This is a genomic window from Elusimicrobiales bacterium (assembly GCA_041651175.1).
In the GTDB taxonomy this organism is placed as follows: domain Bacteria; phylum Elusimicrobiota; class Elusimicrobia; order Elusimicrobiales; family Elusimicrobiaceae; genus JAQTYB01.
Genome location: JBAZJT010000007.1, coordinates 20,516 through 46,143, shown reverse-complemented (window position 1 = coordinate 46,143; position 25,628 = coordinate 20,516). Strand labels below are relative to the sequence as shown.

Below are 25,628 nucleotides of genomic sequence, written 5' to 3'. Positions count from 1 at the left end.
CGGACTCGGAGGAGAAAATGGCAGTAGCTCTCAGGCTGCAAAGGACAGGAAAACCGAAGGAACCGCATTACCGCGTGGTGGCGATAGCGCGCACGCGCGCGGTGCGCGGCAAGCCGCTGGAAGTGGTGGGACATTACCATCCCGCGCTTGGAAAGGAAAACGCGCAGCTCTCGCTGAAGCTGGACCGCGTGGAACACTGGATAAAAACCGGCGCGAAACCGACGGAAACAGTGGCCTCCCTCATCCGGCGCGCCAAACGCGCGGCCGCGCCCAAGGCTTGATATGCAGGAGCTTGCCAGCTATCTGCTGAAGGCGCTTGTGGACAAGCCGGAGGAAGTCTTCGTCGAGACGGCGGAGGAAGGCGGCATAATCCGGCTCAAGGCCAAAGTGGCCGATTCGGACAAGGGTAAAATCATCGGCAGGGACGGCAAGGTCATAAAGGCCGTCCGGGCCGTGCTGTCCGCCGGGGCGGAGCGGGCGGGGAAAAAGGCGTTTCTGGACATAGACTAGATGCGCATAGACGTTGTTACGCTGTTCCCCGAACTGGTGGATTTCCCGCTGTCCAAAAGTATAGTCGGGCGCGCGCGGGAAAAGGGCATTCTGAAGCTGGGTTTCGCCAGCCCGCGCGACTTCACCGCGGACAGGCACAAGACGGTGGATGACAGGCCCTACGGCGGCGGCGCCGGCATGGTGATGATGGCGGAGCCGCTTTACCAGGCCGTAAAAAGCGTAAAGCGCCGCGGCGCGGCGGTGGTGTTTCTCGGCCCGCAGGGCGAAAAGTTCACCCAGCAAAAGGCCGCCGCGCTGGCGCGCAGGAAAAATCTGGTGCTTGTCTGCGGCCATTACGAGGGCGTGGACCAGCGCTTCATAGACGGCTGCGACGGGCAGATTTCGCTGGGCGATTTCGTGCTTACCGGCGGCGAGCCGGCGGCGGTGGCGGTGATAGACTGCGTAACCAGGCTGCTGCCGGGCGTCTTCAAAAAAGAGGAGGCGCCGCTGATAGAATCGTTTTCGGACGGGAAGCTGGAGGCGCCGCATTACACCAGGCCGGCGGTGTGGCGCGGGAAGAAGGCTCCGCCGGAGCTGATGAGCGGAAACCACGCCGGCATAGAAAACTGGCGCAGGCGGCAGTCCGCCGAGATTACCCGGCGGCTCAGGCCGGACCTGGCGGGAATTTGACACGGAGGAATGACTTGTATGGAAATCAAGCAGGAAGGCCTTAAAACCGGTTTGCCGGAGTTCCGGCCCGGAGACACTGTGCGCGTCCACAACAAAGTCGTGGAAGGCGACAGCGAGCGGATACAGTGCTTTGACGGCGTTGTCATCGCGCGCAGGGGCAGCGGAATATCCGAGACTTTCACCGTCCGCAAGACCTCCTTCGGCGTGGGGATAGAGCGGATATTCCCGCTTCATTCGCCCCGCGTGGAGAAGATAGAGGTTCTCAAGCAGGGCAAGGTGCGGCGCGCCAAGCTGTTCTTCCTGCGCGAGCTGGCCGGAAAGGCTGCCCGCCTGGCCGAGCGCGTCTCCGCCGAGCAGGAGAAGGCCGCGCCCGCGCAGCCCAAGGCTGAAACCGCGCAGGCGACTGCCCAGCCGGAAGCCGCCGCAACGGCGGCCCCCGCGCAGAGCCAGCCCGCGCAGCAGTAGCCCGCGGTGTGATTTCCCGCCTCGCGGTTTTTGACGAGACCGCAGCGCGGCAGCGCCGCGCGGCCGTCCTCGTCGGCATAGACGAGGCGGGGCGCGGGCCGCTGGCGGGGCCGGTGGTGGCCTGCGCGTGCATAATCGCGCCGGAGCTGTATCCGGTTTTAGGCGAAGTCAACGACAGCAAAAAGCTCTCCCCCAAAAAGCGGGAAGAGCTTTTTGATTTGCTGAAAACCTCCGGCGCGGCCTGCGGGCTGGGCTTTTGCGGGCCGGAGGAGATTGACCGCATAAATATTCTCCAGGCCACATTCGCGGCGATGCGCGCCGCGGTCGCGCAGCTGTGCCCGCCGCCCGGCGCATTCGCGCTGGTTGACGGAAACAATGCCATACCCGGGCTGGAGCTGCCGCAGACGCCGGTGATAAAGGGCGACGGCAAGTCGCTTGCGGTGGCGGCGGCCAGCATTATCGCCAAGGTTACGCGGGACAGGCTGCTCTGCGGGCTTGACGCCAAATACCCCGGCTACGGCTTTGCCAAACACAAAGGCTACGGCACGGCGGAGCATATCGCCGCCATTGAAAAGCTGGGCCCCTGCCCGGAACACCGGCGCACCTTCCTGCCGGACAAGCTCCCCTTTTATGCCTGAAAATCTCGGCGCGCGCGGAGAGGACGAGGCCGCGCGCTTTCTGCGCTCGCTTGGCATGAAAATCCTGGCGCGCGGCTGGCGCTGCCCGCTTGGCGAAATAGACATAATCGCCGCCGACGGACAAACCCTGGTATTCGCCGAGGTGAAAACCCGCTCTTACGCGGCTTTCGGCGGGCCGGCGGCGGCTGTAACAAAATCCAAACGGAAAAAAATAATAAACTGCGCGCAGGCATATATAAAGTCAAAGCCGGCAATCGCGGCGGCGTTTTCCGGCGGGGAAAGCGAAGGCGGCGTTTTCGTCCGCGCGGCGGGTAAAATCCGCGCCGCGCTGGGCGGGGAAAGCCGGTTTTCCCAGGCCCGTTTCGACGTGATTGCCATAATCGCAGGCGAAAAGCCAGCGCATATAAAAGACGCTTTCCGCTCAGGCACCGGCTGACTTTGATACAATGGATTCTTTCCCGCAAAGGATTTATGAAGCGAAAAGACAGTGTTCCGGTTTTCGGAGCCGACGACGAGACCAGCGGCGGCTGGCGCGGACGGTTCGGCGCGGAGCTTGACGCGCATGCGCGTCCGGCAGGCGGTGGAAATTCCGCGCAGGAACGCCCCGCCAGCCGCCGGCTAAACCGCGATGTTTTGGCAAGACGAGTTGCGCCGTTTCTGGCCGCGGCGGTTGCCGCAGCGTTATTCTGGCCCTCGCTGAAAGGCGGTTTTCTCAACGGCGATGATTACAATTATATTACCGCCAACTCCATGGTTATCGGCAACGGGAAGGGTATTTTCACCACTTCCACGATGGGCTATTACCATCCGCTGACAATTTTCTCATACAGGCTGGAATGGCTGTTATTCGGCTCTGATGCGGCGGCGTTTCATGCGGGCAACATAGCGCTTCATGCGGCAAACTGCATTTTGTTTTACTATCTGGCAGCTGCATTGGGAGCTGGCATCCCGGGAGCTTTGCTCGCGTCGCTGCTTTTCGCGGTTCATCCGCTGCGCGCCGAACCCGTCGCATGGATATCCGGCAGAAAAGACCTTCTTTCCTGCTTTTTCCTGCTGGCAATGCTGCTGGCGTATATCAGATACGTCAAATCCCGGGACTGGCGGAATTTAGCATTATCCTGCGCGCTGTTAATCGCGGCCATGCTGTCCAAGCCGACAGTAGCGCTGGGCGTAGCGGTTCTTGTGCTGCTGGACTGGCATTTCAACCGCATACACATGGAGCCTGCTCAAAATCTCCGCATTCAGCCGCAGGCGCCGTTTTTGTCACGGATGCTCCGAAGTCTCAGGCTTGCGGCCCGTCCGCCCCGGTCCGCCGCAGACGAGGGGCAGGTCCTCCCGCAAACCGCCGTTGTTCCTGCGCAACAGGGCGGGCGTGAAACGCTATTTGGCATTGCCGCCGAGAAAATCCCCTTCATCATTGCCTCGTCCGCGGTATTGGCGCTGTCTTTTACCGTCGGGAAATTCTATTTGTCCCCGTCCGGCGTGGGCGGGAGAATTTCCCTCGCGGACAAATTGGCGCTATGCGGATACGGGGAGTGGTTCTACCTGTGCAAAGTGTTGTTCCCCGCAAAACTTTGCCCGCTTTATCCGCACCTGCAGCCATCAGGCAATTTCTTGCTTAAATATCTGCCGGCGGCGGCTTTTGCGGCGCTGCTGGCGCTTCTTGCCAGGTATTGCAGGAACTGCTGCACCGGCGTGGCATTTTTCGGGCTGATGCTGCTTGCCGTGCTGCCTTTTCAGATATTGCCGGCAGACCGCTACACATATATTCCCGCGGCGGGAGTGTTTCTGGCTCTTGGCACAGTGTTTGATATGGCTTTTGCAAAATTCAAAATCACGGCTGCGGCTTGCGCGTCCGCGCTGCTGCTGGCGCTGTCGTGTATCTCCGTGGAAAGAGTGAAATTATGGGGAGATTCCGTGCTCCTTTGCAGCGATACCATCAGCAAATACCGCCGGTACGACAACTGGAAATCGGACATTACGGTTTTGACTGACGCATTCGCCCACAGGAGCGTGGCATACTTCCTGCAGGGAAAATATGCCGAATCCATTGCGGATATCAACGCCGCGCTTTCCATAGACCCGTCCTATGGCGCGGGATATGGCGCGCGCGGCGCGGCGTACAGCAAGATCGGGCTTTATGCACAGGCCGAATCCGATTACAATATGGCCGCCTGCCTGGCCCCCGGATTTGCGCAGAATTATGTAAACAGGGCCAGATTGCGCTACTACGCGCTGAAACAATACGCCGCGGCAATGGCCGATATAACCCGCGCGGCGGAAATCAGCCCGGACTGGAGCGTTCCCTATCAGTTGCGCAGCGAAATCTGCGCCGAAAAAGGGCTTTTTGACCAGGCCCTGGCGGACGCGGACAAGGCCCTGGAACTGGCCCCTTCTCCTGGACTTTCTGAATTGCGGGCGCGGATAGAGTCCGCGCGCCGCAGCGCGCGCAATTCCGGGCATGTCGCGGAAACCGATGCGACGCCGGGCGCGCGCGAGTATGCGGTCAGGGGATACGCCCGCATACTGTCAAAACAATTCGGCGACGCCGTGTCGGATTTAACCGAGGCGCTGCGGCTTAATCCGAATGACGCGGAGTCGCACTTCAACCGCGGCATCGCTTATGGCAACATGGGCCTGCATGAGAGGGCGCTGGCTGATTTTGATGTGACCCTGTCCATAAATCCGAAAAACTCGGCCGCCGCGGCGGCCAAGTCCTTCGCGGCGCGCATGCTGCGCGCCAACAGGTAGCAGCAGCGCCGGTTGTTGTGCCGCCGCAAACTATTTGTTAGTTTATATCCATGACCGACTGCCGAGAACATATTTGCCGGGCGGACAGAATTTCCGGCTGGCTTAAATCGAAACTTGGAAACTTCAGGCCGCAGATTGCCGCGATAATGGGCAGCGGCCTCTCCGACTGCGTGCCCCCGCTTGAAGACAAAATCAGCATTCCCTACGACAGCATAGACGGCTTCCCGAAATCGTCGGTGTCCGGCCATGCGGGGAATCTGCTTTTCGGAAAATACAACGGGCTGGGCGTGGCTGTCATGCAGGGACGATTTCATTACTACGAAGGCCACGAGCTTGGCGATATAGCGCTGGTCGTGCGCGTTCTTGGCGAGTTGGGGGTGAAAACGCTTATCGCGACTGCGGCGGTGGGCTCTTTAAGAAAAACGGCGCCGCCCGGCTCGCTGGTGGTGCTTAGCGACCATATCAATCTGATGGGCGCAAACCCGTTGCGCGGCGTCTATGACAAACGTTTCGGCCCCATGTTCACCGACATGAGCGCCGCCTACGACCCGGAACTGCGGCGCGAGACCCTCGCGCTTTGCAAAAACCTGGGCATACACGCCAGCGAGGGGGTTTATATCGCCTCCCCCGGCCCCTCCTATGAAACCCCCGCCGAGGTGCGCGCCTACGGCATATTGGGCGCGGATGTGGTGGGCATGTCAACCGTGCCGGAGGTGATAGCGGCGCGGCAGCTTGGAATGCGGGTGCTGGGGCTGAGCTGGGTCACAAACCTTGCCAGCGGGATAGCGGAACGGCCGCTAAGCCATCAGGAAGTACTTGAAGAAGGCCGCAAGGTGGCCGACAATTTCCGCAAACTGCTGCGCGAAATTCTGCAACTGCCCCTATTGATGTCGCATAAATAAAAGCCTATGCGACTGAGCCGATTTCGCAGCGAAACAAGAAGCCAAAGGCTGGACATACTGTCCGTATGTCCGGCCTTTGGCGACGCGGTTGCAGCCCGAAAGCGGCTCGGCCCCTTCGGGGAGGCCCGCCTTCAGGCCGCGCGCGTCGTTGCGGCTGTTTGCAGTGCGGACAGCACAGCGGCGCAGCCGCGCCTGGCGCGCGGCCTGAATTCGGGCCTTCGCATAGGCTTTTATTTATGCAGCCATCAATAATGCGATGAGAATGCAGGAACTGATAATAAAAAAGCGCTCCGGCGGGAAAATGACGCCGGAGGAGTTTGATTTCATAGCGAAAGGCGCGGCGGGGGGCGGCGTCCCGGATTATCAACTGTCGGCCTTTTTAATGGCGGCTTTTTTCAACCCGCTGGACGACAGCGAGACCGCCGCTTTCACCAGAGCGATGGCCAGTTCCGGCAAAAGACTGGATTTCGGCGCGGCGGGCGGGCCCAAGGTTGACAAGCATTCCACCGGCGGGGTGGGTGACGGAGTGTCGCTCGCGCTTGCGCCGCTGGCGGCCAGCATAGGCCTGCCGGTGCCGATGATGTCGGGCAGGGGGCTGGGACATACCGGCGGCACTCTGGACAAGCTGGAATCAATCAAAGGGCTGCGGGTGCGGCTTTCCATGGGCGAGGCGCTGCGGCAGATGCGCGCCATCGGCGTGTGCATGCTGGGCCAGACCGGAGAGCTTGCGCCCGCGGACAAAAAACTCTACGCCCTGCGCGACGCGACGGGAACCGTGGAATCCCGCCCGCTTATAGTGGCCAGCATTCTTTCCAAAAAATACGCCGAAGGGATAGACGCGCTGGTGATGGATGTCAAGTTCGGCTCCGGCGCTTTCATGCGGGATTACGGCGAGGCGAAACAACTGGCCATGTCGCTTGTGAGCACGGCGGAACTGCTGGGCATGAAGTGCGTGGCTCTGCTTACCGACATGAACCAGCCGCTTGGCCGGGTATGCGGCAACAGCAACGAGATGGAGCAGGCTATACGGATTTTGAGAGGCGAGAATATCGCGCCGGATTACGCGGAGCTGATGTACGGGCTTGGCTCCTGGATGGCGGTGATGGGCGGCAAGGCGAAATCGCCCGCCGCCGCGCGCAGGCTGCTTGAAAATGCCGTTTCTTCCGGCGCGGCGCTGGAGAAACTGCGCCAGCTTGTGAAATGGCAGGGCGGAGACGTCTCTGTAGTGGATAACCCCGCAAAGCTGCCCAGGGCCAAACTGTCGGCGGTAGTAAAAGCCCCGGCTGGCGGCTATATCCGCGCGCTGGACGCAAGAAAGACCGGGCAGGCTTGCGTGAAGCTCGGCGCGGGGCGCAATGCCATGGAAGACCGGCTGGATTACGGCGCCGGCATCTGGCTGGAGAAGAAAGCCGGCGACGCCGTGTCCCGCGGCGAAACCATAGCCGTGCTGCGCGCAAGCGATGCGAAACGGCTGGCGGAAGGGAAGGCCGAATTTGCAGGCGCGGTGGATATTTCCGATAGAAGGCCGCGTCCGGGACTGCTTATCAGGGAGCTGATACGATGACCACAAACCTGTTTGTCTCAAAGCATCCGCTGGTGCAGGACAAGGTCGCCCGCCTGCGCGATAAGCGGACGATTTCCGCGGATTTCCGCCGCATCGCCGGCGAAATAGCCGTTTTCCTCACATACGATGCGCTGGGCTCTGCCAAAACCTGCGCCGACACGGTCAAAACCCCGCTGGGAGACTGCGCCGCCGTCAGGCTGGCGCAGGAGCTTACCGTGGTTTCAATACTGCGCGCCGGGCTTGCCATGTCCGAGGCGATAATGCGCGTGGAGCCTAACGCGCGGTTCGCGCATATCGGCATTTACCGCAACGAGGACACTCTGGAGCCGGTGCGCTATTACGCCCGTTTTCCGAAAGACATAAGCAATGACTTCGTGCTGCTCTGCGACCCGATGCTGGCAACGGGCGGCTCCGCCGTGGAGGCGCTGCACATCCTGAAGGCGCGCGGCGCAAAGCATATAGCCTTCGCTTGCATCATCGCCGCCCGGCAGGGCGCGCGGCGCGTGCACCAGTTCCATCCCGAAGTGCCGATATACGCCGCCGCGCTGGACGAGCAGCTCAACGAAAAGGGCTACATCATCCCCGGTCTGGGCGACGCGGGCGACAGAATGTTCGGCACCGTCTGACGGCGGCGCGTCCGCTGCGGATTCCACCATGTCTGAACGCGCTCGCATTCCATCCGGCATCTGGATTCTCTCGTCGTGCAACGCGCTGCTGACGACGGGGTACTCGCTTTCCGTCCCGTTTTTTTCCATTTATCTAAGCGTGGAGCGCAACGTGCCGATGAGCGTAACCGGCGCTTTCCTGGCGTTTTCCATTTTCATTTCCTCGGCGGGGATGGGCGTCGGCGGCGAGGTGTCGGACGCGCTGGGCCGGCGCAGGGTGATGCTGTTTTCACTGGCGGCGCGGGGGATTATTTTCGCGCTGATGGCGGCGGGGATTTATTTCAACATCCACTACGTCTGGCTTGTGCTGCTGCATGTTTGCGGTTCTTTTATGATGGCCGGCTACGCGCCCGCCGCGCAGGCCTGGGTGGCCGACAATTTCGACCCGCGCCGCCGTCTCGAATTTTTCGGGCTGCTGCGCATAGGCACAAACCTCGGTTGGGCGCTGGGGCCGATGCTGGGGGGCTTTGCCTCCCCGAAGGCATATCCGCTGATGTTTGCCGTTACGTCGGCGGTATACGGCATCGGAACGGCCATAATGTTTTTCACCGTGCCCGAATCGCTTCCCGGAACCGCCGCCAAGCGCGCCCATTTCGGCGAAATGCTGCTGGAACTGCGCGACGCCCGGCTTGCCAGGCTGTGCGTCGTCGGATTTATAATCTGCACGGCGATGAGCCAGCTTGTGGTGGGGCTTTCGCTTTTCTGCGCCAGGTATCTGGGTTACCCGCAGCACAGCATCGGCTTGTTTTTTTCAATAAACGGTTTCGCTGTGGTGTTTTTGCAGCAGGCCGCCGCAAAGCTGGCGGCAAGAACGCGGATTTCGTCGGCTATGGCGGTAGGGTCGCTGTTGTACATGGCGGGATACGCAACAGTCGGATTCTCGTCCGTGTTTTTATGGACGGCGGCGGGGGTGTTCATCCTGTCGCTGGGCGAGCTTTTTATCGCGCCGGGGCTGCAGACGCTTGGCTCCAACATCGCCCCGGCGGAGAAGCGGGGGCGTTATCTGGGCATTCAGGGGCTGGCGCAGCAGCTCGGCGCGGCTTTCGGGATTTTTCTGGGCGGCGCAAACATGGAGCAGCTTGCCCCGATATGGCGGCAGGGCCCGTGGATGCTAATCGCGCTGATAGCCTTCTGCGCCGCCATAGGTTTTTACGGCATGCGCAAACACCTCACCCCCGAAGAAGACGGCCTGCGCAACCCTGCCGCCAATGAACTGGTTCTATAATTTAATTACTGTTGCCTATTGTGATGCCGTCCCATCCCAGTGAAACGGGTTTGCCGGAGCAGGATATTGACGCGCTGGTAATTGCAGTTCCCGGGCAGACGCCGTCGGCTTTTTCGCCCAAGTCGGACGTCATTGTCTGTAAATCAAACTGACGCGGACGCCAATCGGTTTCCGAGGCGAAATCCTCCTCATAATCCCACGATTGCTCGCAAACTCTGAATTTGCCGTCGCCGCCAGCCGGCAGTATTTTCGCCCCTTCGGTCAACTTAACAAATGGCTTGAAGTGTTTAAGCTCGTTGGCGCTGCAATCAAAAACAGCCACGCCATTGTTGGTCTCCACAAGTATGCGGTTATCGCCCGCCTGCGCTATAACCCGCTTATAACTGACCTCCGGCAGATTTATGGTTGCCTTTGTCTCATATTGCTGTTCTGGCCCGTCTCTTTCCATTAATTCTCCGTCTTTCAAATAGCCATTGGCAAAACCGTAATATCTCTCTCCCGCCAATCTCCGCTGCTTAACCGCCTGCTGAAATCTGACGCGCGATATTTCCACTGCTTGAGGGAATGCGGCGCTTTCATCTGAAGAATCACCGGTATTCCAAAACACGTCATAAAAACCGGACCTGCCCCAGCTTAACTGCGGCAATTCCGCAAGCACAATTTCCATTCCTGTACTCAACGTGTCTGCATGGTATGTGCGCCAGTTGCCTCCGGTTTTATCCGCTATAAACAGAAAAACATCTCCGGCATGATGCCATATGCCTTCAATGAAAATATGTTTATCAGAAGATGCAATCAGATTAAACGAAAACTGGCCATCCAAATTACCTATTGGATTTAATAGTTGATGCGCAAAAGACTTCCACTGCCGTTTTTGCTTGTCAAACGCAATCAGGGTGGAGTTGTTTCTATAGCTTCCCGCCATCCATATATATTTTTCGTCTGCAGCAACAATTTCAGCACCGCTCATTGCGCGAACACCCAGCGTGTTGGAAATGGCGTCGTCATAATTTGTCCACACTTTTTCAGCGGCGTGGAAACAATCCACATGCCCATAGGTGGGCAGCCATATATCGCCAGTATACGGGTCTGTGATAAAAGAAACCAGATTTTTCCGGCCTTCGAACAGATGGCCGGTGAACTTGGTTTTTTCAACGTCAAACACAAGCAGAGGCATCCCCATAACACCTGCAAGCACGTTGCCATTATATGGCGCGATATCGCCAAAGCCGTATATCGTCGAGCCCGAGAGAGGTTTTACTCTGTAAAAATCATATTCCGCCTTTTTCATATCATAGCGCACAAAAACGCCCTGTAAGGCGAAATAGCGAAAATTATTATACGCGATAACAGATTTTTCCCTGGCACGCTCCGGCAATGAAGTATCAGGCAGCCACCTGACATCCGGTGAAATTTCCACCACAACCCCTTCACCGGTTTTTAACGCTTTTGAACCCCAATTGTAATCCGGCACGGCCTGCTGTTCAGCCGGCGACGGTTTGGAAGACTGGGGGAGGCGCGACTTTAATTCCTGCGCCATCGCATAGTCCGCCTGAGCGGCGATGGCATTGCGGTTGTAACTATATGCCCGCCCGCGCGCAAGGTAGCCGGTATATTGGGCAGGGTTTAACTCTATGGATTTTGAAAAATCCGCAATCGCGTTTTGATATTGCGATTTGTTCAGGTACGCAAGTCCCCTGTTGAAATAGTATGCCTCGTTTTTGGAGTACAAAGAAATAGCGCGCGAGTAATGTTCAATGCTTTTGTCCCATTGTCCGGCCCTTAGTTCCGACAACGCCGTTCTATGCAGGGTGGCGGCTTCTCCTTTTTTGGAAAATTCTGCAATATCTGAGTTTTGCCAGCGCGACGCGCCAGCCGCATTTTTTCTTCCTGCAAATAAATACCAAGACAGACAAGCCGCCGAAGTAACCGCAACAACGATTATGGCATACCGCAATCCGCTGTTATTTGTCAAATTCATCCAATCCCCCTGCGAAATTACATGGCTTGAAACCGTCCGCGTCAACTCATCGTCAATTCCACATTATTTTTTCCGGTCAGATGGGCGTAGAGGCCGCAGGCGGCGAGCGCGATAAACGCGCAGCCGGCGAAATCGGCGATTCCGCCTAGCAGGATGTCATGTTTCAGAATGCCGAGTCTCCCCAGCATATAATTCCAGTCATGCTCGCCGCCGCCGACAAGGGGCAGTTCCATCGCGCGCGCGTCCGCGATATACCAGCCGACATGCAGCAGCGCCGTTCCTTCCCAGAACAGACAAAAGTCCGACGCGACCCTTTGCCCCTGCCGCAATCCGGCGAAGAAGAATATGAGAGGAAACGCCAACTCAAAAATGGTGCCGCCGGCAAATTGAAGGAAATCGCTTCCGAAAATCCCCAGTATCGGGTGGCCGGCCTCGTGGATAAGCAGATTCGTCCCGTCCATGAACCAAAGCCAGCCGCGAAAAACGCCGCGGCTGAAAAACAAACCGCCGGCCAAGCTTAGAAAAACCAGTACACGCGGCAAATTCCAGTCAAACCGCCAAAAGCCGGCATCGCCGGGGTCAAGCCACGAGAGGAACTCCCCGATTTCAGCCCTCACCTGACCTCCTGGCTATTCATCGTCCGGGCGGTAGAATTTGCCGGCGGCTTCGTCGGTCTGTTCCCATTTCGCGCGTCTGGATTTTATTTCGGACTTGGCCTTTATTTTGGCTATGCCGGAAAGCCTGTCTATGAAGAGCTTGCCGTCAAGATGGTCTATCTCGTGCTGAAGGGCCTTGGCCGCCAGGCCGCGCGCGGCGATTTCAACCTCCGCGCCTTTTTCGTTGAGGGCGCGCACGCGCACTGCCTCGCTGCGCGGCACCCTGGCAAACAGCCCGGGCAGGGAGAGGCAGCCTTCCTCCTCCATCATCCTGCCGCCGCTTTCCACGATTTCGGGATTGATTATGACCAGCTTCACGGCGCTTTTCTTGTCGGGAGCGGGAACGGCTATCACCGCCAGCCGCAGCGGCAGGCCGATTTGATTGGCGGCAAGGCCCTGTCCGCGCACGGCCTCGCAGGTGTCCCACATATCCCTTAAAATAGAGGGGAGGTCCTTTTTAATTTCCCCGTAGACGCAGGGGGGGAGCTTTTTGCGCAGAATATCTTCGCCGTATTTGCAGACACGTTTTACCGCCATGCACCCTCCCGGAACCCGCCGGCGTCCTGCGGCGGGTTGGTTTATGTAAGTTCAAACGACAGTTCGCGCCCCTGCCATATCACCCTTGCCAGAACCGGCTTTTCCGGCGCGTCGCTTCGGACCGCGCCCCAGGCCATTACCAGCCGCTCCAGCTGCGAATCCGCGCCGTGCGCGCCGGAGACGCCCATCACTATCTGGTCCGCCTTCATGGCGCAGGCCACCTGCGCCATGGCGTAAAACGAATCGTTTGACAGCACAAACAGCGGGATGACGGTCCGTCCGTATTTCTCGGCCAGCAGGATGACGCGGGTGAAAAGCTCCGTCTCCTCCGCGCCGGGGGAGGCTTCCTCCGGCCCCAGCTGCAGCCCGCGCGCAACCCTTGAGGTCAGCACCACTATGTCGGTATTGTCGCGGTCTGCCGTCTCAAGCGTCTTTTGCAGATGATACAAATTTTCAGGATTGCGCGCGGCAACCAGAATTCTGGACGCCTTGCCGGATTTTTCAAGCTCGCGGCTTATGTCGGAGACTTTGGAGATGTTGATTTTCTCCTCGTGCGGCTGGTCCGCCGCCTCCGGGCCGCGCGCCCGCCTGTGAGAGAACTGGAACAGCGCGTAAAACACCGCCGTGAACGCCACCCCGGACACCGTGGCCGCCTTCTTGGTGACAAGATTCATCGCCGCCACCGAAACTAGCACGACAAGGATTGCCGCCACGCCCAGTGGCAGCTTCCAGCGTCCGGCGGACAGATTCAGCGGCACCATCCACTCCCGCGCGGAGGCGTCTTTGAAGCGCAGCACCAGCACTGAAAGCGTCATGAAAACAAAACTCCACATCACGCCAAATGCGTAAGCCTCGCCCAGCAGGTAAACGTCGCCGCGGCAGAGCAGTATTATGACCACCTGTATCAGCGCGATGAGGTTTATTATCCTGCCGGTGGTGCCGTATCTGGGATGGAGCCTGCGGAACCAGTCGTCCAGCACGCCGTCTTCGGCGACGCGGCCCAGCACCCCGTTTGCGCCGATTATGGCGGTGTTGACCGCGCCGGAGAGCATCACCACCCCGCCCGCCACCACAAGCGCCTGCATCAGCAGCCGCGACCACATCGGCCCCGGCAGCGACATCGCAAGGCCGGAGAGCATATTGTCCGCATACTGCGCTATTGAGGCCGGCGGTATCAGCAGCGCGCACAGGAAAGTAAGCACGCCCGTGAAAATCAGCGCGTAGGCAAACACCGAAACCGCCGTCTTTTTGAGATTTTTCATCTTGGGCGATTCCATCTCGCGGTAGACCTGCGCCATTGTCTCCAGCCCGCTTAGCGCCAGCACCGAATGGCCGAAAGCCATGATTACGCCCGCGAACCCGAACGCCTTCAGCCAGTCAACCGACGCCCAGCCCAGAGATTCTTTGGTGAAAGCCAGTTCAAACGTCGGCATTTTAACCGGCGAGGAGGCCACCGCATACGCCGCCCAGCCCAGCAGCACCGTGGATATGACGGTGGTATAGGCCACAATGCCCACGCTTATTTCGCTGGATTCATGCACCCCGCGTATGTTCTGCCGCCAGAAAAAAGCGGTAACCGCCAGCGCGAAAAACACCGCGAATTTGTTGGGCGAGAAAGTCCAGCTTATATCCGCGTACGGCAGAAGCGAATTCAGCAGCCCCGCCAGATAATGCCCCGCGGAGACGCCGCTTATCGGCCCGGTAAGGCAGTAATCAAACATGATGGCCGAGACGGAAACCTTCGCCAATGTGTCGCCCAGCCCGGCCTTGACCACCTTGTAAACCCCGCCGCGCACGAACATCGCGCACGATTCCAGATACACCGCCAGCATCGCGCCGGAAAACAGCATCACCGCCATCACATACCACGGGAAAGCCGGCCCGAAAGCCTGCCACGCTATGCCGCCGGCGTAAAACGCGCTGGAGCCGAAATCGCACAGCACCACAGCCGCCGCTTTCCAGAATGGAATAAAGGTGAGCATCGCGGTGGTAAGCACCAGCGTCTGGCGGACGCGCATGGAGCCGCCCGGTTGGTATGAATTGCTCATTTTGCGCTTACTGCCGCGAAAATCTCTTCCGGGGAGGACAGGGAGGATATTTTATCTATGAAAACCGGCTGGAAAGCAGAGGATAATGCCGCCAGCAGCCGCAAATGCTTCTGGAAGAACGCCCCATCCGACGGCGAGACGAACAGGAACACCGCCTTGATGGTTACGCCGCCGTGCACCGGCTCGGCAATGCCGCCGGGAATAAGCGCCAGCGCGCCCAGGAAATCCCTGGCAATCTCCAGCCGGGCATGGGGGATGCACAGACCGGTGTCCAGTGTGGTGCTTATGCCGGCCTCGCGCTGCATGATTTTCCCAAGCAGTTGTTCCGGCGAGATGTCCGGCAGCTGCGCGGCGACAAGCGGGGACAGCCGTTCTATGACGGTGTTCTTTGAAAGGCCGGATTCCAGTATCAAAATCCGTTCCGGCGACAGTATTGAGGCCAGATTAAAGCGCGGAGCAGGTTGTTTTGCCATATTTGAGGGAAAACAAAGGAAGCATACTTTCAATTATGGTATCATAACCTTTAGCTACAGTCAATGACACTCTATGAAGAGCTTTCCGGCGGCAGAATGCCGGACCCCGCATCGGATTTCGGCGCATCGCGGCTGTATACGCTTCTTGAAAGCCCTTTTTCGCTCTGGTGCGACTATCACGCCCCCCGCCAGGAACTGAAAGACGAAACCAACCGTTACGACAAGCTCCGCTTCCGCCAAAGCCGCAGCGCCGCGGACCAGTGGCTGATGTCGCTTTACCCTAGCGTCGTATCGGCCTACCGCCCCGCGCCGGAAGACAGTTTCCGCGTCACTCTGGAAGCCATGGCGGCGGGCGCGCCGGTCATCTCGCAGGCGTTTTTGTGGAATCATAAAAAAGCGATGTTTGGCAGGACGGTTCTGGTTAAAAAAGAGGGGGGAAACTCGGTTTTCGGCCAGTATCATTACGAAATCACGCAGCTGAAGCAGGCTTTGGAAATAAAAGAGCATTACGCGCTTCAGGCGATGTTTCTGAACGAGATTTTGTCGGACATGCAGGGCTTTGCCCCGTCGTCGGCGACAATCCACCTGAAATCCGGCGACAGGGTTATTGAGCGGACGGAATGGGCGCACAGGCTGGACGCCGAACTTGAGCGCTGGCGCGACATCAAAGCCGGAACACTGGAGCCGGAGCTTGGCCGCCCCCCGCTTGCCGCTCTTTCGCCCTGGCGGCAATACGGCAACAAGCTGGCATTTGAGCGTAAAGAGCTTACCCTGCTGGCCGGCTATAAATGGGATGTGCGCGACAAATTGCGCCGCGCAGGCATCAAAACCACGGACGACGCCGCCACTGCCGGTCTGGCAAAGCTTAAAGAGGCTGTCGGCGGCGATGCCGTTGGCGTCTATGGCAATGCGCTGGCATACCTCCATAACAAACCGGTGCTGAAAAACCGTCAGGCATTTCCGCCGAGGCGTGGCGCGCGCAACCTGTATTTTGATTTTGAAACGTCGGACAGCCTTTCCTCCAGGTACCCGCCGCATGTCTATCTCATCGGCATTTGGGACAAGGAAGCCGCAAAATACGTGGCATTCACCGCCAAAGGCGCGGAAGAGGAAGAAAAGATTTTCAAGGATTTCGCCGCCTATGTGGGCGACGCGAATCAGGCCGCGCTATACCACTGGACCGAATACGAAGTAAACCAGATGCGCGCCATCGCCGCCAAGTATCCGGCGATAGCCGGCACAATCAATACGCTTATTTCCGCCTGCGTGGACCTCAAGGAAGCGGTGAAAAAAGCCTTCTACATCCCTGCGCCGAGTTTTTCGCTCAAGGCGGTGGCCCCGGCTTTTGGTTTCAAATGGCGGCAGAGCGATGTGGGCGCGATGGACGCGATGGTATGCTACTGGGACTGGCTGGCCGGCGATGAGCAAGCCATCAAAAAAGCGCTGGACTATAATGAAGACGACTGCTATTCCATGCTTCACATAGACCAAACTCTGGAAAAACTCCAGCCGGTGGAATTCCCCACAGAAAAATCTTGAGCGGATATCAGCATAGATGAGCCAAGCGGTTTATATCGGAATTGACAGGGGGGGGACCTGGGTCCGCTTCCGGGGGTTGGACGCGCGGCTGAAAACGGTGTTTTCGGAACGGCGGCCCTCGCCGCTGATAAAGCGGTTTCCGGGACTGATAACGGAAGCGCTGGACAGCTTCAATGTGCCGCGTTCCGCCTCCTGTGTCATTGCCACGACGCGGGCTTGGACTTACAGATGGAAACGCGGTTTTTTGCGCTCCGCGCTGAAAGGCCGGCTCGCCCATGTGGAGGTTTTGCCCGATATGGAAGCGTCGCTGCGCGCCGCGCTGGGCGGCAGGCCGGGTATCGCGGTTCTGGCGGGGACGGGGTCGGTGGTATTTGGGACCGACGGGAAACGGTTTGTCAAAACCGGCGGGCTGGGACCGGAATTGGGCGATGAAGGCTCCGCCTATCACGCGGCGAAAGTCTATAAAATTATAAAAACCGGCAGGATGCCGCCGTTCCGGCGGGAGAATGTCGCGGCTGTTGCCTCCGGCGCGAAATCGGTTCTCGCCAAAGCCGGGGCCGGCGACCGGGCCGCCCTCGCTGCCGTCATGCTGGGCGCGGTGAAGCTGGGTCTTCAGGCGCAGGCCGCCGCGCGCGGGCTGAAACTGAAGCCGCCGGTTGCCGTAACCTATGACGGCTCCATGATGAAAAACGATTTTTTCCGCGCGGCGGTGTTTGGCATGATTGGCTGCCCTCTGCGCGTTTACGGGCCGCAGGACACCGCGCTCTGGTGCGCAAGGCAGGCGCACGAATTATGGAAATGAAAATCATACGCCGCTGCCTTCTGGGGGCGGGGGAAATTCTCAAAAAGCATTTCGGCAAAGTCGGGTATTCGCTTAAAAGCAGGGCGAATCTGCTTACCAAGGCGGATTTGCAGTCGCAGCGGCTTATACTGCGCGAACTGCGCCGCAATTTCCCGCAGGACGATTTTCTGGCCGAGGAGGATTTCCGCAAACTCTCCGGCGCGCGGCGGCTGTGGATTATAGACCCGCTGGACGGAACCACCAATTACGCGCACGGATTTCCGGCATCCTGCGTTTCCATAGGGCTGACCGAGGACGGCAAGCCTTTCGCCGGCGGGGTATACGACCCGTTCCGGGACGAGATGTTCACCGCCCGGCGCGGCGGGGGCGCATTCCTCAACGGCAAGAAAATATCCGTCTCAAAAACCGGCAAGCTGAAAGATTCGCTTTTATTCACCGGATTTCCGTACGACCGGGCAAAGCGCGGCGCGTTATACTGCGCCTTCATAACCCAATTCCTGAAAATCTGCCATGATGTGCGCCGCACCGGCTCCGCCGCGCTGGACATGGCCTGGACCGCCTGCGGCAGGGTGGACGGCTACTGGGAACTGCTGCTAAATCCCTGGGACGTCTGCGCCGGGCGCATAATCATAGAAGAAGCCGGAGGAAAGGTTACGGATTTTTCCGGCAGGCAGTGGGGGGAACCGCTTGACTGGGGGAAACAGACGCTCTGCTCCAACGGACTTATTCACCGGGAGATGATGGGCGTTATACGCCGCCGCGGCGCGAATTGACGGTTTCCAGAAAACCGGCGGCGTCGTCCGGGCTCAGCACATAGGTTTTGTCCGCCCGCAGCAGCACCAGATTATCGCAGCGGGTCGCATAAAGCAGATAAACCCCAAGGCCGGGCTTCCAGTGCAGCCCGTAAAAGCCGAACAGCCCGCTTACGCCCCACAGCCTCACGGACCATCTTAGCGCCGCTCTTTCAATGGGGGCGGCTTCGGTTATGCCGGACAGCGGCAGCTTTATCTCCCGCAGCGGCCTTTTTATTGTCAGGAAAGCCCCGTCTATCTCGTATCCCTGCGGCGCGAAGGCATAGCACAACGCATAGACAGCAAATAAGACCGCGCCAAGAATGAGGAAAGGAACCCGCACGGTCAGCGAGGCCCACTCAAACCCTTTTTGCGCCGTATAGCCCGCCATGCCCAGCAGAAGGGCGGACACCAGAACCGTCATCACCTTAAGCCCCTCGCTCCAGGAGGCGGCGAAGTATTTTTTATCCATAATCCAATCCTATAACTTTGCCGGGCATGCTTCAAAACTGATATAGTTGTATAGGTCCAATGGCCCGCGCCGCGCCGCCGGGTTTATGTTAAAATAGTCCTATAACGGCTTTTCAGGAGAGTGAAACCAAAATGGGAAAATTGCTGATGACTGTTGTGGCCGCATATGTCCTCATCGCGCCGGCGGCATGCAAAGCCGGCCCGCTTGAGCAGGATGTTATGAACGCCCGCAAACGGTTTGACGGCGAATTCCGCAGCGCGGTAATTCTTCCCGGCAGTTTCAGCGGACAGTCAACGTTGCTGGATGGCGCGGCAAAACCCCGGTCAAAATCGGCAGGCGCAGCCAATGCCGCGCAAAGCGGTGTGGCGGAGAAAATGCGCCGCAAACCCGCCGCAGTGGGAGGCCAGGCGATGGCCCAGCTTTCTAAAATGCCGGCGCCCTATGCGCCCCCTCCCGCGATTGAGCCTGCGCCGCAACCGGCGCCCGCCCCCGCTCCGGCCCCCGCGCCGCCGCCTGCTCAGGACGATACGGGCATACATCTTTCCAAAAGCGATGTTACGATGGGCGCCACGGGCGCGATACTGGCCTTCTGCCTGCTGGGCGGCCCCATGGGCGGCATGCTGGCGATAATGGGCGCAATGATGGGCGCTGCGGCCTTCATCAAATTCAACAGAATGAAATAGTCCCGCTACGGACGGCGCGAGAGCGATGCCTGCCCGGTTTTGTAGGCTGCCAGCGCGCCGTCTCTTGAGAACTTCTCCAGAAGATAGCTTAAATACTCCGTTCCCAGGTTTATATTGATTTCCGGCTTTGTTATATCCGCCGGAGAAAATCCGATTCCGGCCCGCCGCGCCGCCCATGCTGCGACCGCCGGGCTTATCTGCATCAGCCCCGCCGCTCCCGCTGGCGATACCGCCTTCGGGTTAAATCCGGATTCCGCCTCTATCAGCCCGGCAATCATTTCCGGCTCCAGGTTTTTTTTCCGGGCGCATTCGGCTATGATTGCGGCGTATTCGGGGCCGCCGCGCTTCTCCCTGCGGGCCGTGCTCGCCTTCCCGGAGGGGTAACCGCCCGCGTCCGAACGGTCAAGGCTGCGCTCCACGGCGGGTATCGCCGGCGCATCGCCCATCACGCGCAAATCAATGGAGCCGTTGACGGAAGCGCGGCTCAATTCGTCCAGCGAATTGAAATTCATTTTCCCGCAGGCCTCGCATATGACCGCCTTGCCGTCATCTTTTTCGGGATGCGCGACCACATGCGGCACCGGCTGCGGAATCTCAAAAGAACCCGTTTGCTGCGCGAAGCAGTCCGCCGCAAACAGCAGAATTATGGAAACCGGCAAGATATGCATCAGCTAATCAGCACAATGCGCGGCTTGTGGGACGGAGCCTCGCTCTCGTCCAGCTGTGCGTAAGCGGCGATGATAACCTTGTCGCCTTTGTGCGCCAGCCGCGCCGCCGCGCCGTTGACGCATACCTGCCCCTTTTTCCCGTACAGCGCGTATGTGGTAAAGCGCGCGCCGGTGTTTACGTTGTAGACGTCCACCTTCTCGTACTCGTAAATCCCGGCCCGGCGGCACAGCGCCCTGTCTATGGTGATGGAGCCTTCGTAATCCAGCCGCGTCTCCGTGACCGGAACGCGGTGGATTTTGGCTTTAAGCATTTCTATCTTCATTTTTGTCGCCCCTGTTCATTTCGTAAGCAAGGCGCAGTCCGGTAAGCACCAGGTCCGGCACCAGCGCGTCAAAGACATTCTCCTGCTCAAACAAATGGGAAAAGCCGCCGGTGGCTATGACGATGGCGTTTTCGCCGCCGAAGCAGCCGGCCTTCATCTCGCGCGAAAATTCCCGTATAACCGCCAGGTTGCCGTAATAAAGCCCGGACTGTATGCTGGAAGCCGTGGTCCGGCCCACTAGTTCCGGCGGCCTGACTATTTCAACCGGAAACAGCTTCGCGGTTTTTTCGGCAAGAGCTTCCATCGCCGTGCGCAAGCCCGGCAGAATGACGCCGCCCAGATAATCCCGCGTCTTTGAAACGGCGCAGAAAGTGGTGGCGGTGCCGAAATCTATAACCACCGCGTTTTTCCCGGGATAGAGATGCGTTACGGCGACGGCGTTGGCTATCCTGTCCGCGCCGACTTCGGCGGGATTTTTGTATTTCACGTTAAGCCCGGTTTTAACTCCCGGCCCCAGCGTGAAGGGCCGCGCGCCGAAATACTTCTCGCAGCAATGGCGTATGGTATATGCCAGATCCGGCACCACCGAGGCTACCGCCACTTCCCGCACTTCCTGCGGGTTCACCGAATTCTCGCGCAGCACCGAGCGCAGGAACAACCCCAGCTCGTCGGCTGAAACCGGCAGCTTGGAGGTTTTGCGGAATTCGCAAAGCGGCTTTTCCCCTTCAAACACCGCGCCGTATATCTGGCTGTTTCCGACGTCAAGGGCGAGCAGCATGTTTCTCTCCCAGTTTCTGAAGTTTCCGCGCAAGACTTTGCGCCCCGGCGCAGGTTGCGGCAAGGACGCCGTTTTCATAAACATTGAACCTGCGGATGCCGGCCCTTATGTCGCGCATGTCGTTTTGCACCGTTATCCGGGAGGACACTTTCCGCGCCGCCGCCTCCCTGCTGGCGGGGCTGGCATCGTCTGTCAGCTTGAAGCCGGCTATAAGCGGCTTTCCCGCGCTCCATTCCGGCATTTTATCCAGCAGCTTGAAATTGGGTTTAAGCTTTATTTCCAGCCCGCTACCGGAAGGCAGCTTGCCCCTTTGGGCCGGCAAAAGCCTCCTGCCGCCCAGCCGGATTGCCGCCACCGAATAATCGCTCACCGCCGCGCACATGACAACCATGCCAAAACGCCGCCGCAGCAGTTTTTTCAGCTTTGCGCCCAAATCCGTAAAATCCGAGAATATGATTTCCCTTACGCCTTTTGCGGGGCGCGCCGCCTCGCCGCGCAGCAGCAGCACCTCATGCCCGCGGCTGAAATGCCGCGCCAGCACCGCGCCGGTGGCGCCGGTGCTGAAATTGGTTATAAAGCGCACGCCGTCAATATATTCGCGCGTCGCGCCGGAGACAACCAGTATCCTCATGCAGCCTCCGCCGCCGACACTATTTCCTCCGGCTCGGAGAGGCGGCCCCTGCCCTCGTCTCCGCAGGCCTGATAGCCGGCGCCCGGCTCTATTATTTTCACGCCCCACTGCCTGAGGGTCTCCACCGAACGCCGCGTCGCCGGATGATTCCACATGTTCACATTCATCGCCGGAGCGACAAGAAAAGGTTTTTTAAAATCGTGCGACAGAAACAGCGTTGTAACGCAGTCGTCGCCGATGCCGGCGGCCATTTTGCTGATTACATCGGCGGTGGCCGGACAGACAACGGAGACATCCGCCCATTTGTTGAGCGAGATATGCTCCAGCCCGGTTTTCCTCTCAAACATATCGCAGTAAACCGGCTTGCGGGTCAGGCCTTCCAGCGTCGCCTCGCCGATGAATTTCAGCGCCGCCGGGGTGCAAACCGCCTTGACCTCATGCCCGCGCTGCACAAGTTTTGAAATCGCGCTGCAGGCCTTGTAGCACGCGATGGAGCCGGAAAGCTGGAACAGGATATTTTTAGATTTTGACATTGTCTATAAGCCTCACATCGCCCAGCTTCGCGGCGGCAAAGCGGCGGCCGAAGCGGTCCTCCACATAATCCACCGCAAAGCCCAGCTTTTGCAGAGTTTTTTTCGCGGCGGCGGCGTTTCCCGCCCCGCGCAGCGCGCGGCACAGTTCCGGCGCAAGCGCAAGATGCCGCTCTTCCAGCCTGCGGTTGCGGGAGCTCATGGCCAGGCCGCTTTGCTCGCGCACCGTCGGGCAGGGGACGATTTTTGTTTTCAGGAAAAACGCCTCCGCCATGCCTTTCACAAGCAGATACTGCTGATAATCCTTCTCGCCGAAATAGGCGCGCTGCGCCCCCGCGATATTTAGCAGCTTGAGAACCACGGTCAGCACCCCGTAAAAATGCCCGGGGCGGAAAGCGCCGCAAAGCGTTCCGCTTAACTTGTTTTCCGAGACTTTGTAGCGGTAATCGTCGGGATAAAGCGCGTTGTAAGACGGGGCGAGCAGATAATCCGCCCCGGCCTTTTCAAGCAGGGCCATGTCCCGCCCAAGCGCGCGCGGGTATTTCGCCAGGTCTTTTTTGTCGTTGAACTGGGTCGGGTTGACGAATATGCTGACCAGCGTTATGTCGTTTTCCCTTTTGCTGCGCCGCACAAGCGAGACATGCCCCTCGTGCAATGCCCCCATCGTCGGCACAAAACCGGCGGTTTTGTTTTTAAGCGCGCCTTCGCGCAGTTTCCGCCAGGCGGCGGGGGATTTTATAAGGGTTGTCATTTATAACAATGCTCCTCCGCCGGGAAGGCGCCGGATTTGACCTCGCGGTCAAAGCGGCGCAGCGCCTTGTCCGCCTCGCCCGCGCCGTCCATGTAGCGCTTTAGAAAGCGCGGCGCGTTTTCGCAGAAACCCAGCATGTCGGCTATCACCAGCACCTGCCCGTCGGTATCCGGCCCCGCGCCTATGCCTATGACCGGGATTTTCAATGCGGCGGTTACCGCTTTGCCAAGCGCGCGCGGCACGCATTCAAGAACAAGCGCAAAACAGCCCAGCCGCTCCAGTTTTCTGGCGCAGGCCAGTATCGCCGCGGCGGCGCGCGCCCGCCGCCCCTGCACCCGGAACCCGCCAAGCAGGTTAACAGACTGCGGCGTAAGCCCCAGATGTCCCATCACCGGCACGCCGGAGGCGATGATGCGTCTTACCGCCTCCTCATGCGCCGCGCCTTCAAGTTTTACCGCCTGCGCGCCCGCGCGCGCCAGCCGGCCCGCGTTTTCAACCGCCTCGGCAGGCTCTTTGTGATAGGAAAGGAAAGGCATGTCGCCCACCAGCAGCTTGCCGCGCACCGCGCGCGCGACCATAGCCGTGTGCCGCTCCATCATGCCCATATCCGCGTGTATGGTGGAATCATGCCCGTAGACGGTCATTGAAAGGCTGTCGCCAACAAGCACGCAGTCAACCGGCGCGCGCTGCGCCAGTTGGCCGGTGATATAATCGTAGGCGGTTATCATGGAGATTTTGCGGCCCGCCTTCCTGTCGTATTCGTAAAAGTCGGTTATTTGCATAGAACCCGCCTGAAAGCCTTGTATACCGGAAGAAACGCATCCCCGTCCAGCGCGCGGAGATTGCGGGCTATGGTGCCGTAATCGCCGCGGGCGAATGGTCCGGTCAGCGCGGTTGTGTGGTTTGACTCTATGTTTCCCAGCACCGCGCGGAGATACGGCTTTGCCGCTTTTGCGGGCAGGCCCAGCTCGTTTTCCAGCCCGGAAAACAGCTTCTGCCATAAAGCCGTGGAGAAATTGCCCGCCATCACGCACAGCGCATGATAATAGGGTTTCAGCGCGGGGTCTATGGCATAGGAGGGGTTTTTGAGCATCGGGAAGATATCGCGGAAAGCGGGGCGCCCCTTTTCCGACACGAAGGCGATTTCCCGGCATTGCGCCAGCGAAAGCGGCTTGCGCCCGAGCGAACACAACGGATGCAATCCCGCCGCCCTGCCGCTTACATGGCTGCCGGAGAAATGAACCAGGGTTTTGCCATGCAGCCCGGGATGGGCGGAGATGAAATCTTCAATGGCATTGTCGCTTATCAGGAGAAGGATGGTCCGGCAGTTTTTGAAAGTCGCTTCCGGCGCAGCCCCGTCCGCGCGGCTCCATTGTGTAAACGGAATGCGCGACAGCCGCAAATACCGCGCCATATGGCGCGCCGCCAAGCCCCTGCCCGCGATGCCGTAGGGCGGGATTGAAAGTCGTTTCATTTTTTCCTGGTATCCGCCTTAGCAGGTCGGACCCATCTACAAAATAGCAGTAAAAGCCCCTTTTGTCCAGCATGGCTTTCATGGAAAAGTCATTATCGCCCGCCGCGGGCACAATCAACAATTTACTCAATGCATTGAGTAAATTGTAAAAACCATTATTTCGCAAGTGGCATGCTGTCTTTTTACCGCAGAGGAATAATAAAAAGACAAGGCTTCGGCGAAATCTGCGCCAAAGCCCTGCTAATTTTTGCAAGTGTTATCCCCGGGCAGTACGATAGGCCTCTTCAATATGTCGTCTGAATTCTTGGGCTGACATCTTATCGTGGCGAGCATCATATGTACCTGGGTTTGCATTGTAAGTGGATCCCTTCGCAAATACCACAAAAGCCCCAGAAAAATATCGGGTAACTATTCGTGCGGATTTTGGAAACAGTATTGCATTGCCCATTTCATCCTCTTTCATAACTCCCGAATCCCAAGTGGAACGGTCTTGGTACTTTCCCGGTTCGATTTCTATCAGTTCTTCGTGTGCATGGGGCGAATTATTGGGATATATACCCGTTGGGTTTAAAAGCAAAAGTTCCAACCTAAAATAAGCCCATTCGAGATTCTCTTTTCCAAATGACTCAAACATTAGCTGAGATGGTTTGACAATTGCAGCATTTCTTTCAAAATCCAATTCAATGCAGTCCGGTTCATTTGATAGCCGAGCTGTTTTTAGGTCCAGTCCGCCGCCAGGTTGTGGGAAAAAAGTGTGGTTCTGATTTTTATTATCGCCGAGAACGCTTAAGACTCTTATCATAGACTCTTTATCATTCCACCTGCTTGTAGTCGGTATTACTCCATCGAATATTCTATTTAGAGCATCTCCCCATTTTCTTAAACTTTCCTCTTTAAATTCCGGACGCATTCTCATAATTCCCCCTATTAATGTGGTTCACAGGAGCTTGTCCCGAAATTAGTTGGAAATCCTATTGAGGCGGGACGATTTATTCTAAGCCTTTAGCCTCCCACTGTCAAATTTAACTCAATCACCTGGGACCTTCGGCCCTTCCGGATTTCGCCGTATTTTGGGATAATTTAATCAGCGGCGGGAGACAAG

The 25,628-nt window shown here is 58.5% G+C and carries 29 protein-coding genes and 1 pseudogene; 15 read left to right on the top strand and 15 right to left on the bottom strand.

Translation table 11 applies throughout. The features are described from left to right. The first annotated feature begins 17 nt into the window (after positions 1-17). From rpsP to WC421_05450, 11 genes and pseudogenes are all read left to right on the top strand, one after another. Entirely contained in the window at positions 18-281 is a 264-nt protein-coding gene (rpsP, locus tag WC421_05500) for a 30S ribosomal protein S16 (GenBank protein MFA5161680.1), read from the top strand. Between the two features lies 1 nt (position 282). Then, positions 283-510 carry a KH domain-containing protein gene (locus tag WC421_05495; GenBank protein ID MFA5161679.1) on the top strand — a complete coding sequence of 76 codons (228 nt, stop codon included), beginning with the start codon at positions 283-285 and terminating at the stop codon, positions 508-510. Then, positions 511-1,179 (top strand): tRNA (guanosine(37)-N1)-methyltransferase TrmD, encoded by a 669-nt coding sequence (trmD, locus tag WC421_05490; GenBank protein MFA5161678.1) that lies wholly within the window; start codon positions 511-513, stop codon positions 1,177-1,179. A gap of 9 nt (positions 1,180-1,188) precedes the next feature. Further along, a pseudogene (gene rplS, locus WC421_05485) lies at positions 1,189-1,518 on the top strand (50S ribosomal protein L19). A 134-nt stretch (positions 1,519-1,652) separates the two neighbouring features. After that, positions 1,653-2,282: a ribonuclease HII gene (locus WC421_05480; protein ID MFA5161677.1), complete on the top strand. Its 630-nt coding sequence runs from the start codon at positions 1,653-1,655 to the stop codon at positions 2,280-2,282. Further along, positions 2,275-2,718 carry a YraN family protein gene (locus WC421_05475; protein MFA5161676.1) on the top strand — a complete coding sequence of 148 codons (444 nt, stop codon included), beginning with the start codon at positions 2,275-2,277 and terminating at the stop codon, positions 2,716-2,718. The genes WC421_05480 and WC421_05475 overlap by 8 nt, the downstream gene beginning before the upstream one ends. A 35-nt stretch (positions 2,719-2,753) precedes the next feature. Continuing rightward, positions 2,754-5,033: a tetratricopeptide repeat protein gene (locus tag WC421_05470; protein ID MFA5161675.1), complete on the top strand. Its 2,280-nt coding sequence runs from the start codon at positions 2,754-2,756 to the stop codon at positions 5,031-5,033. Between the two features lie 50 nt (positions 5,034-5,083). Beyond that, entirely contained in the window at positions 5,084-5,935 is an 852-nt protein-coding gene (locus WC421_05465) for a purine-nucleoside phosphorylase (GenBank protein MFA5161674.1), read from the top strand. Positions 5,936-6,197: 262 nt separating this feature from the next. After that, the gene (locus WC421_05460) at positions 6,198-7,499 is read left to right on the top strand and encodes a thymidine phosphorylase (protein MFA5161673.1); all 1,302 of its coding nucleotides are present in this window, start codon (positions 6,198-6,200) and stop codon (positions 7,497-7,499) included. Continuing rightward, positions 7,496-8,125 (top strand): uracil phosphoribosyltransferase, encoded by a 630-nt coding sequence (gene upp, locus WC421_05455; GenBank protein ID MFA5161672.1) that lies wholly within the window; start codon positions 7,496-7,498, stop codon positions 8,123-8,125. Before WC421_05460 ends, upp begins: the two co-directional genes overlap by 4 nt. Before the next feature lie 28 nt (positions 8,126-8,153). Continuing rightward, positions 8,154-9,389, top strand: a complete 1,236-nt coding sequence (locus WC421_05450; GenBank protein MFA5161671.1) for an MFS transporter — start codon at positions 8,154-8,156, stop codon at positions 9,387-9,389. Between the two features lies 1 nt (position 9,390). On the opposite strand, the gene WC421_05445 is transcribed toward WC421_05450, so the two are convergent. From WC421_05445 to WC421_05425, 5 genes are read right to left on the bottom strand one after another with little or no spacing between them, the layout of a single operon-like run. Then, the gene (locus WC421_05445; GenBank protein MFA5161670.1) at positions 9,391-11,370 is read right to left on the bottom strand and encodes a tetratricopeptide repeat protein; all 1,980 of its coding nucleotides are present in this window, start codon (positions 11,368-11,370) and stop codon (positions 9,391-9,393) included. Between the two features lie 41 nt (positions 11,371-11,411). Next, on the bottom strand, positions 11,412-11,987 hold the full coding sequence (locus WC421_05440) for a hypothetical protein (protein MFA5161669.1): 576 nt from the start codon (positions 11,985-11,987) through the stop codon (positions 11,412-11,414). Between the two features lie 12 nt (positions 11,988-11,999). After that, the gene (gene def / locus WC421_05435; protein ID MFA5161668.1) at positions 12,000-12,563 is read right to left on the bottom strand and encodes a peptide deformylase; all 564 of its coding nucleotides are present in this window, start codon (positions 12,561-12,563) and stop codon (positions 12,000-12,002) included. A gap of 41 nt (positions 12,564-12,604) precedes the next feature. After that, a complete protein-coding gene (locus WC421_05430; GenBank protein MFA5161667.1) occupies positions 12,605-14,611 on the bottom strand; it encodes an amino acid permease in 2,007 nt (668 codons plus the stop codon). After that, positions 14,608-15,084: a PTS sugar transporter subunit IIA gene (locus WC421_05425; GenBank protein MFA5161666.1), complete on the bottom strand. Its 477-nt coding sequence runs from the start codon at positions 15,082-15,084 to the stop codon at positions 14,608-14,610. The genes WC421_05430 and WC421_05425 overlap by 4 nt, the downstream gene beginning before the upstream one ends. 63 nt (positions 15,085-15,147) lie before the next feature. On the opposite strand from WC421_05425, the gene WC421_05420 reads away from it, so the two are divergent. From WC421_05420 to WC421_05410, 3 genes are read left to right on the top strand one after another with little or no spacing between them, the layout of a single operon-like run. Next, the gene (locus tag WC421_05420) at positions 15,148-16,623 is read left to right on the top strand and encodes a TM0106 family RecB-like putative nuclease (protein ID MFA5161665.1); all 1,476 of its coding nucleotides are present in this window, start codon (positions 15,148-15,150) and stop codon (positions 16,621-16,623) included. Between the two features lie 16 nt (positions 16,624-16,639). Next, on the top strand, positions 16,640-17,425 hold the full coding sequence (locus tag WC421_05415; GenBank protein ID MFA5161664.1) for a hypothetical protein: 786 nt from the start codon (positions 16,640-16,642) through the stop codon (positions 17,423-17,425). Further along, a complete protein-coding gene (locus tag WC421_05410) occupies positions 17,416-18,198 on the top strand; it encodes an inositol monophosphatase family protein (GenBank protein ID MFA5161663.1) in 783 nt (260 codons plus the stop codon). Before WC421_05415 ends, WC421_05410 begins: the two co-directional genes overlap by 10 nt. On the opposite strand, the gene WC421_05405 is transcribed toward WC421_05410, so the two are convergent. Next, a complete protein-coding gene (locus tag WC421_05405; GenBank protein MFA5161662.1) occupies positions 18,173-18,688 on the bottom strand; it encodes a PH domain-containing protein in 516 nt (171 codons plus the stop codon). The two genes, WC421_05410 and WC421_05405, sit on opposite strands and share 26 nt — an antisense overlap. A gap of 131 nt (positions 18,689-18,819) precedes the next feature. On the opposite strand from WC421_05405, the gene WC421_05400 reads away from it, so the two are divergent. Then, positions 18,820-19,371, top strand: coding sequence for a hypothetical protein (locus WC421_05400; GenBank protein MFA5161661.1), 552 nt, complete (start codon positions 18,820-18,822; stop codon positions 19,369-19,371). Positions 19,372-19,376: 5 nt separating this feature from the next. On the opposite strand, the gene WC421_05395 is transcribed toward WC421_05400, so the two are convergent. The 9 genes from WC421_05395 to WC421_05355 all read right to left on the bottom strand — a co-directional run bounded on the left by WC421_05395 (position 19,377) and on the right by WC421_05355 (position 25,442). Then, entirely contained in the window at positions 19,377-20,039 is a 663-nt protein-coding gene (locus WC421_05395; protein ID MFA5161660.1) for a transglycosylase SLT domain-containing protein, read from the bottom strand. Further along, positions 20,039-20,362, bottom strand: coding sequence for an aspartate 1-decarboxylase (gene panD, locus WC421_05390; GenBank protein ID MFA5161659.1), 324 nt, complete (start codon positions 20,360-20,362; stop codon positions 20,039-20,041). Before panD ends, WC421_05395 begins: the two co-directional genes overlap by 1 nt. Next, positions 20,343-21,140, bottom strand: coding sequence for a type III pantothenate kinase (locus WC421_05385; GenBank protein ID MFA5161658.1), 798 nt, complete (start codon positions 21,138-21,140; stop codon positions 20,343-20,345). The genes panD and WC421_05385 overlap by 20 nt, the downstream gene beginning before the upstream one ends. After that, positions 21,124-21,771 (bottom strand): phosphopantothenoylcysteine decarboxylase, encoded by a 648-nt coding sequence (locus WC421_05380; GenBank protein ID MFA5161657.1) that lies wholly within the window; start codon positions 21,769-21,771, stop codon positions 21,124-21,126. The genes WC421_05385 and WC421_05380 overlap by 17 nt, the downstream gene beginning before the upstream one ends. Beyond that, positions 21,768-22,304, bottom strand: a complete 537-nt coding sequence (locus WC421_05375; protein MFA5161656.1) for a flavoprotein — start codon at positions 22,302-22,304, stop codon at positions 21,768-21,770. The genes WC421_05380 and WC421_05375 overlap by 4 nt, the downstream gene beginning before the upstream one ends. Next, positions 22,291-23,052 (bottom strand): pantoate--beta-alanine ligase, encoded by a 762-nt coding sequence (gene panC, locus WC421_05370; protein MFA5161655.1) that lies wholly within the window; start codon positions 23,050-23,052, stop codon positions 22,291-22,293. The genes WC421_05375 and panC overlap by 14 nt, the downstream gene beginning before the upstream one ends. Further along, a complete protein-coding gene (gene panB / locus WC421_05365) occupies positions 23,049-23,834 on the bottom strand; it encodes a 3-methyl-2-oxobutanoate hydroxymethyltransferase (GenBank protein ID MFA5161654.1) in 786 nt (261 codons plus the stop codon). Before panB ends, panC begins: the two co-directional genes overlap by 4 nt. Continuing rightward, positions 23,825-24,526, bottom strand: a complete 702-nt coding sequence (locus WC421_05360; protein ID MFA5161653.1) for a DUF2520 domain-containing protein — start codon at positions 24,524-24,526, stop codon at positions 23,825-23,827. The genes panB and WC421_05360 overlap by 10 nt, the downstream gene beginning before the upstream one ends. Before the next feature lie 256 nt (positions 24,527-24,782). Next, entirely contained in the window at positions 24,783-25,442 is a 660-nt protein-coding gene (locus WC421_05355; GenBank protein ID MFA5161652.1) for a hypothetical protein, read from the bottom strand. Positions 25,443-25,628 lie beyond the last annotated feature (186 nt).

What these genes read in the sequence shown, in the direction of transcription:
- rpsP (MFA5161680.1), top strand. Translation starts at nt 18, where the DNA reads ATGGCAGTAGCTCTCAGGCTGCAAAGGACAGGAAAACCGAAGGAACCG.
- WC421_05495 (MFA5161679.1), top strand. Translation starts at nt 283, where the DNA reads ATGCAGGAGCTTGCCAGCTATCTGCTGAAGGCGCTTGTGGACAAGCCG.
- trmD (MFA5161678.1), top strand. Translation starts at nt 511, where the DNA reads ATGCGCATAGACGTTGTTACGCTGTTCCCCGAACTGGTGGATTTCCCG.
- WC421_05475 (MFA5161676.1), top strand. Translation starts at nt 2,275, where the DNA reads ATGCCTGAAAATCTCGGCGCGCGCGGAGAGGACGAGGCCGCGCGCTTT.
- WC421_05470 (MFA5161675.1), top strand. Translation starts at nt 2,754, where the DNA reads ATGAAGCGAAAAGACAGTGTTCCGGTTTTCGGAGCCGACGACGAGACC.
- WC421_05465 (MFA5161674.1), top strand. Translation starts at nt 5,084, where the DNA reads ATGACCGACTGCCGAGAACATATTTGCCGGGCGGACAGAATTTCCGGC.
- WC421_05460 (MFA5161673.1), top strand. Translation starts at nt 6,198, where the DNA reads ATGCAGGAACTGATAATAAAAAAGCGCTCCGGCGGGAAAATGACGCCG.
- upp (MFA5161672.1), top strand. Translation starts at nt 7,496, where the DNA reads ATGACCACAAACCTGTTTGTCTCAAAGCATCCGCTGGTGCAGGACAAG.
- WC421_05450 (MFA5161671.1), top strand. Translation starts at nt 8,154, where the DNA reads ATGTCTGAACGCGCTCGCATTCCATCCGGCATCTGGATTCTCTCGTCG.
- WC421_05445 (MFA5161670.1), bottom strand. Translation starts at nt 11,370, where the DNA reads ATGAATTTGACAAATAACAGCGGATTGCGGTATGCCATAATCGTTGTT.
- def (MFA5161668.1), bottom strand. Translation starts at nt 12,563, where the DNA reads ATGGCGGTAAAACGTGTCTGCAAATACGGCGAAGATATTCTGCGCAAA.
- WC421_05430 (MFA5161667.1), bottom strand. Translation starts at nt 14,611, where the DNA reads ATGAGCAATTCATACCAACCGGGCGGCTCCATGCGCGTCCGCCAGACG.
- WC421_05425 (MFA5161666.1), bottom strand. Translation starts at nt 15,084, where the DNA reads ATGGCAAAACAACCTGCTCCGCGCTTTAATCTGGCCTCAATACTGTCG.
- WC421_05420 (MFA5161665.1), top strand. Translation starts at nt 15,148, where the DNA reads ATGACACTCTATGAAGAGCTTTCCGGCGGCAGAATGCCGGACCCCGCA.
- WC421_05415 (MFA5161664.1), top strand. Translation starts at nt 16,640, where the DNA reads ATGAGCCAAGCGGTTTATATCGGAATTGACAGGGGGGGGACCTGGGTC.
- WC421_05410 (MFA5161663.1), top strand. Translation starts at nt 17,416, where the DNA reads ATGGAAATGAAAATCATACGCCGCTGCCTTCTGGGGGCGGGGGAAATT.
- WC421_05405 (MFA5161662.1), bottom strand. Translation starts at nt 18,688, where the DNA reads ATGGATAAAAAATACTTCGCCGCCTCCTGGAGCGAGGGGCTTAAGGTG.
- WC421_05400 (MFA5161661.1), top strand. Translation starts at nt 18,820, where the DNA reads ATGGGAAAATTGCTGATGACTGTTGTGGCCGCATATGTCCTCATCGCG.
- WC421_05395 (MFA5161660.1), bottom strand. Translation starts at nt 20,039, where the DNA reads ATGCATATCTTGCCGGTTTCCATAATTCTGCTGTTTGCGGCGGACTGC.
- panD (MFA5161659.1), bottom strand. Translation starts at nt 20,362, where the DNA reads ATGAAGATAGAAATGCTTAAAGCCAAAATCCACCGCGTTCCGGTCACG.
- WC421_05385 (MFA5161658.1), bottom strand. Translation starts at nt 21,140, where the DNA reads ATGCTGCTCGCCCTTGACGTCGGAAACAGCCAGATATACGGCGCGGTG.
- WC421_05380 (MFA5161657.1), bottom strand. Translation starts at nt 21,771, where the DNA reads ATGAGGATACTGGTTGTCTCCGGCGCGACGCGCGAATATATTGACGGC.
- WC421_05375 (MFA5161656.1), bottom strand. Translation starts at nt 22,304, where the DNA reads ATGTCAAAATCTAAAAATATCCTGTTCCAGCTTTCCGGCTCCATCGCG.
- panC (MFA5161655.1), bottom strand. Translation starts at nt 23,052, where the DNA reads ATGACAACCCTTATAAAATCCCCCGCCGCCTGGCGGAAACTGCGCGAA.
- panB (MFA5161654.1), bottom strand. Translation starts at nt 23,834, where the DNA reads ATGCAAATAACCGACTTTTACGAATACGACAGGAAGGCGGGCCGCAAA.
- WC421_05360 (MFA5161653.1), bottom strand. Translation starts at nt 24,526, where the DNA reads ATGAAACGACTTTCAATCCCGCCCTACGGCATCGCGGGCAGGGGCTTG.
- WC421_05355 (MFA5161652.1), bottom strand. Translation starts at nt 25,442, where the DNA reads ATGAGAATGCGTCCGGAATTTAAAGAGGAAAGTTTAAGAAAATGGGGA.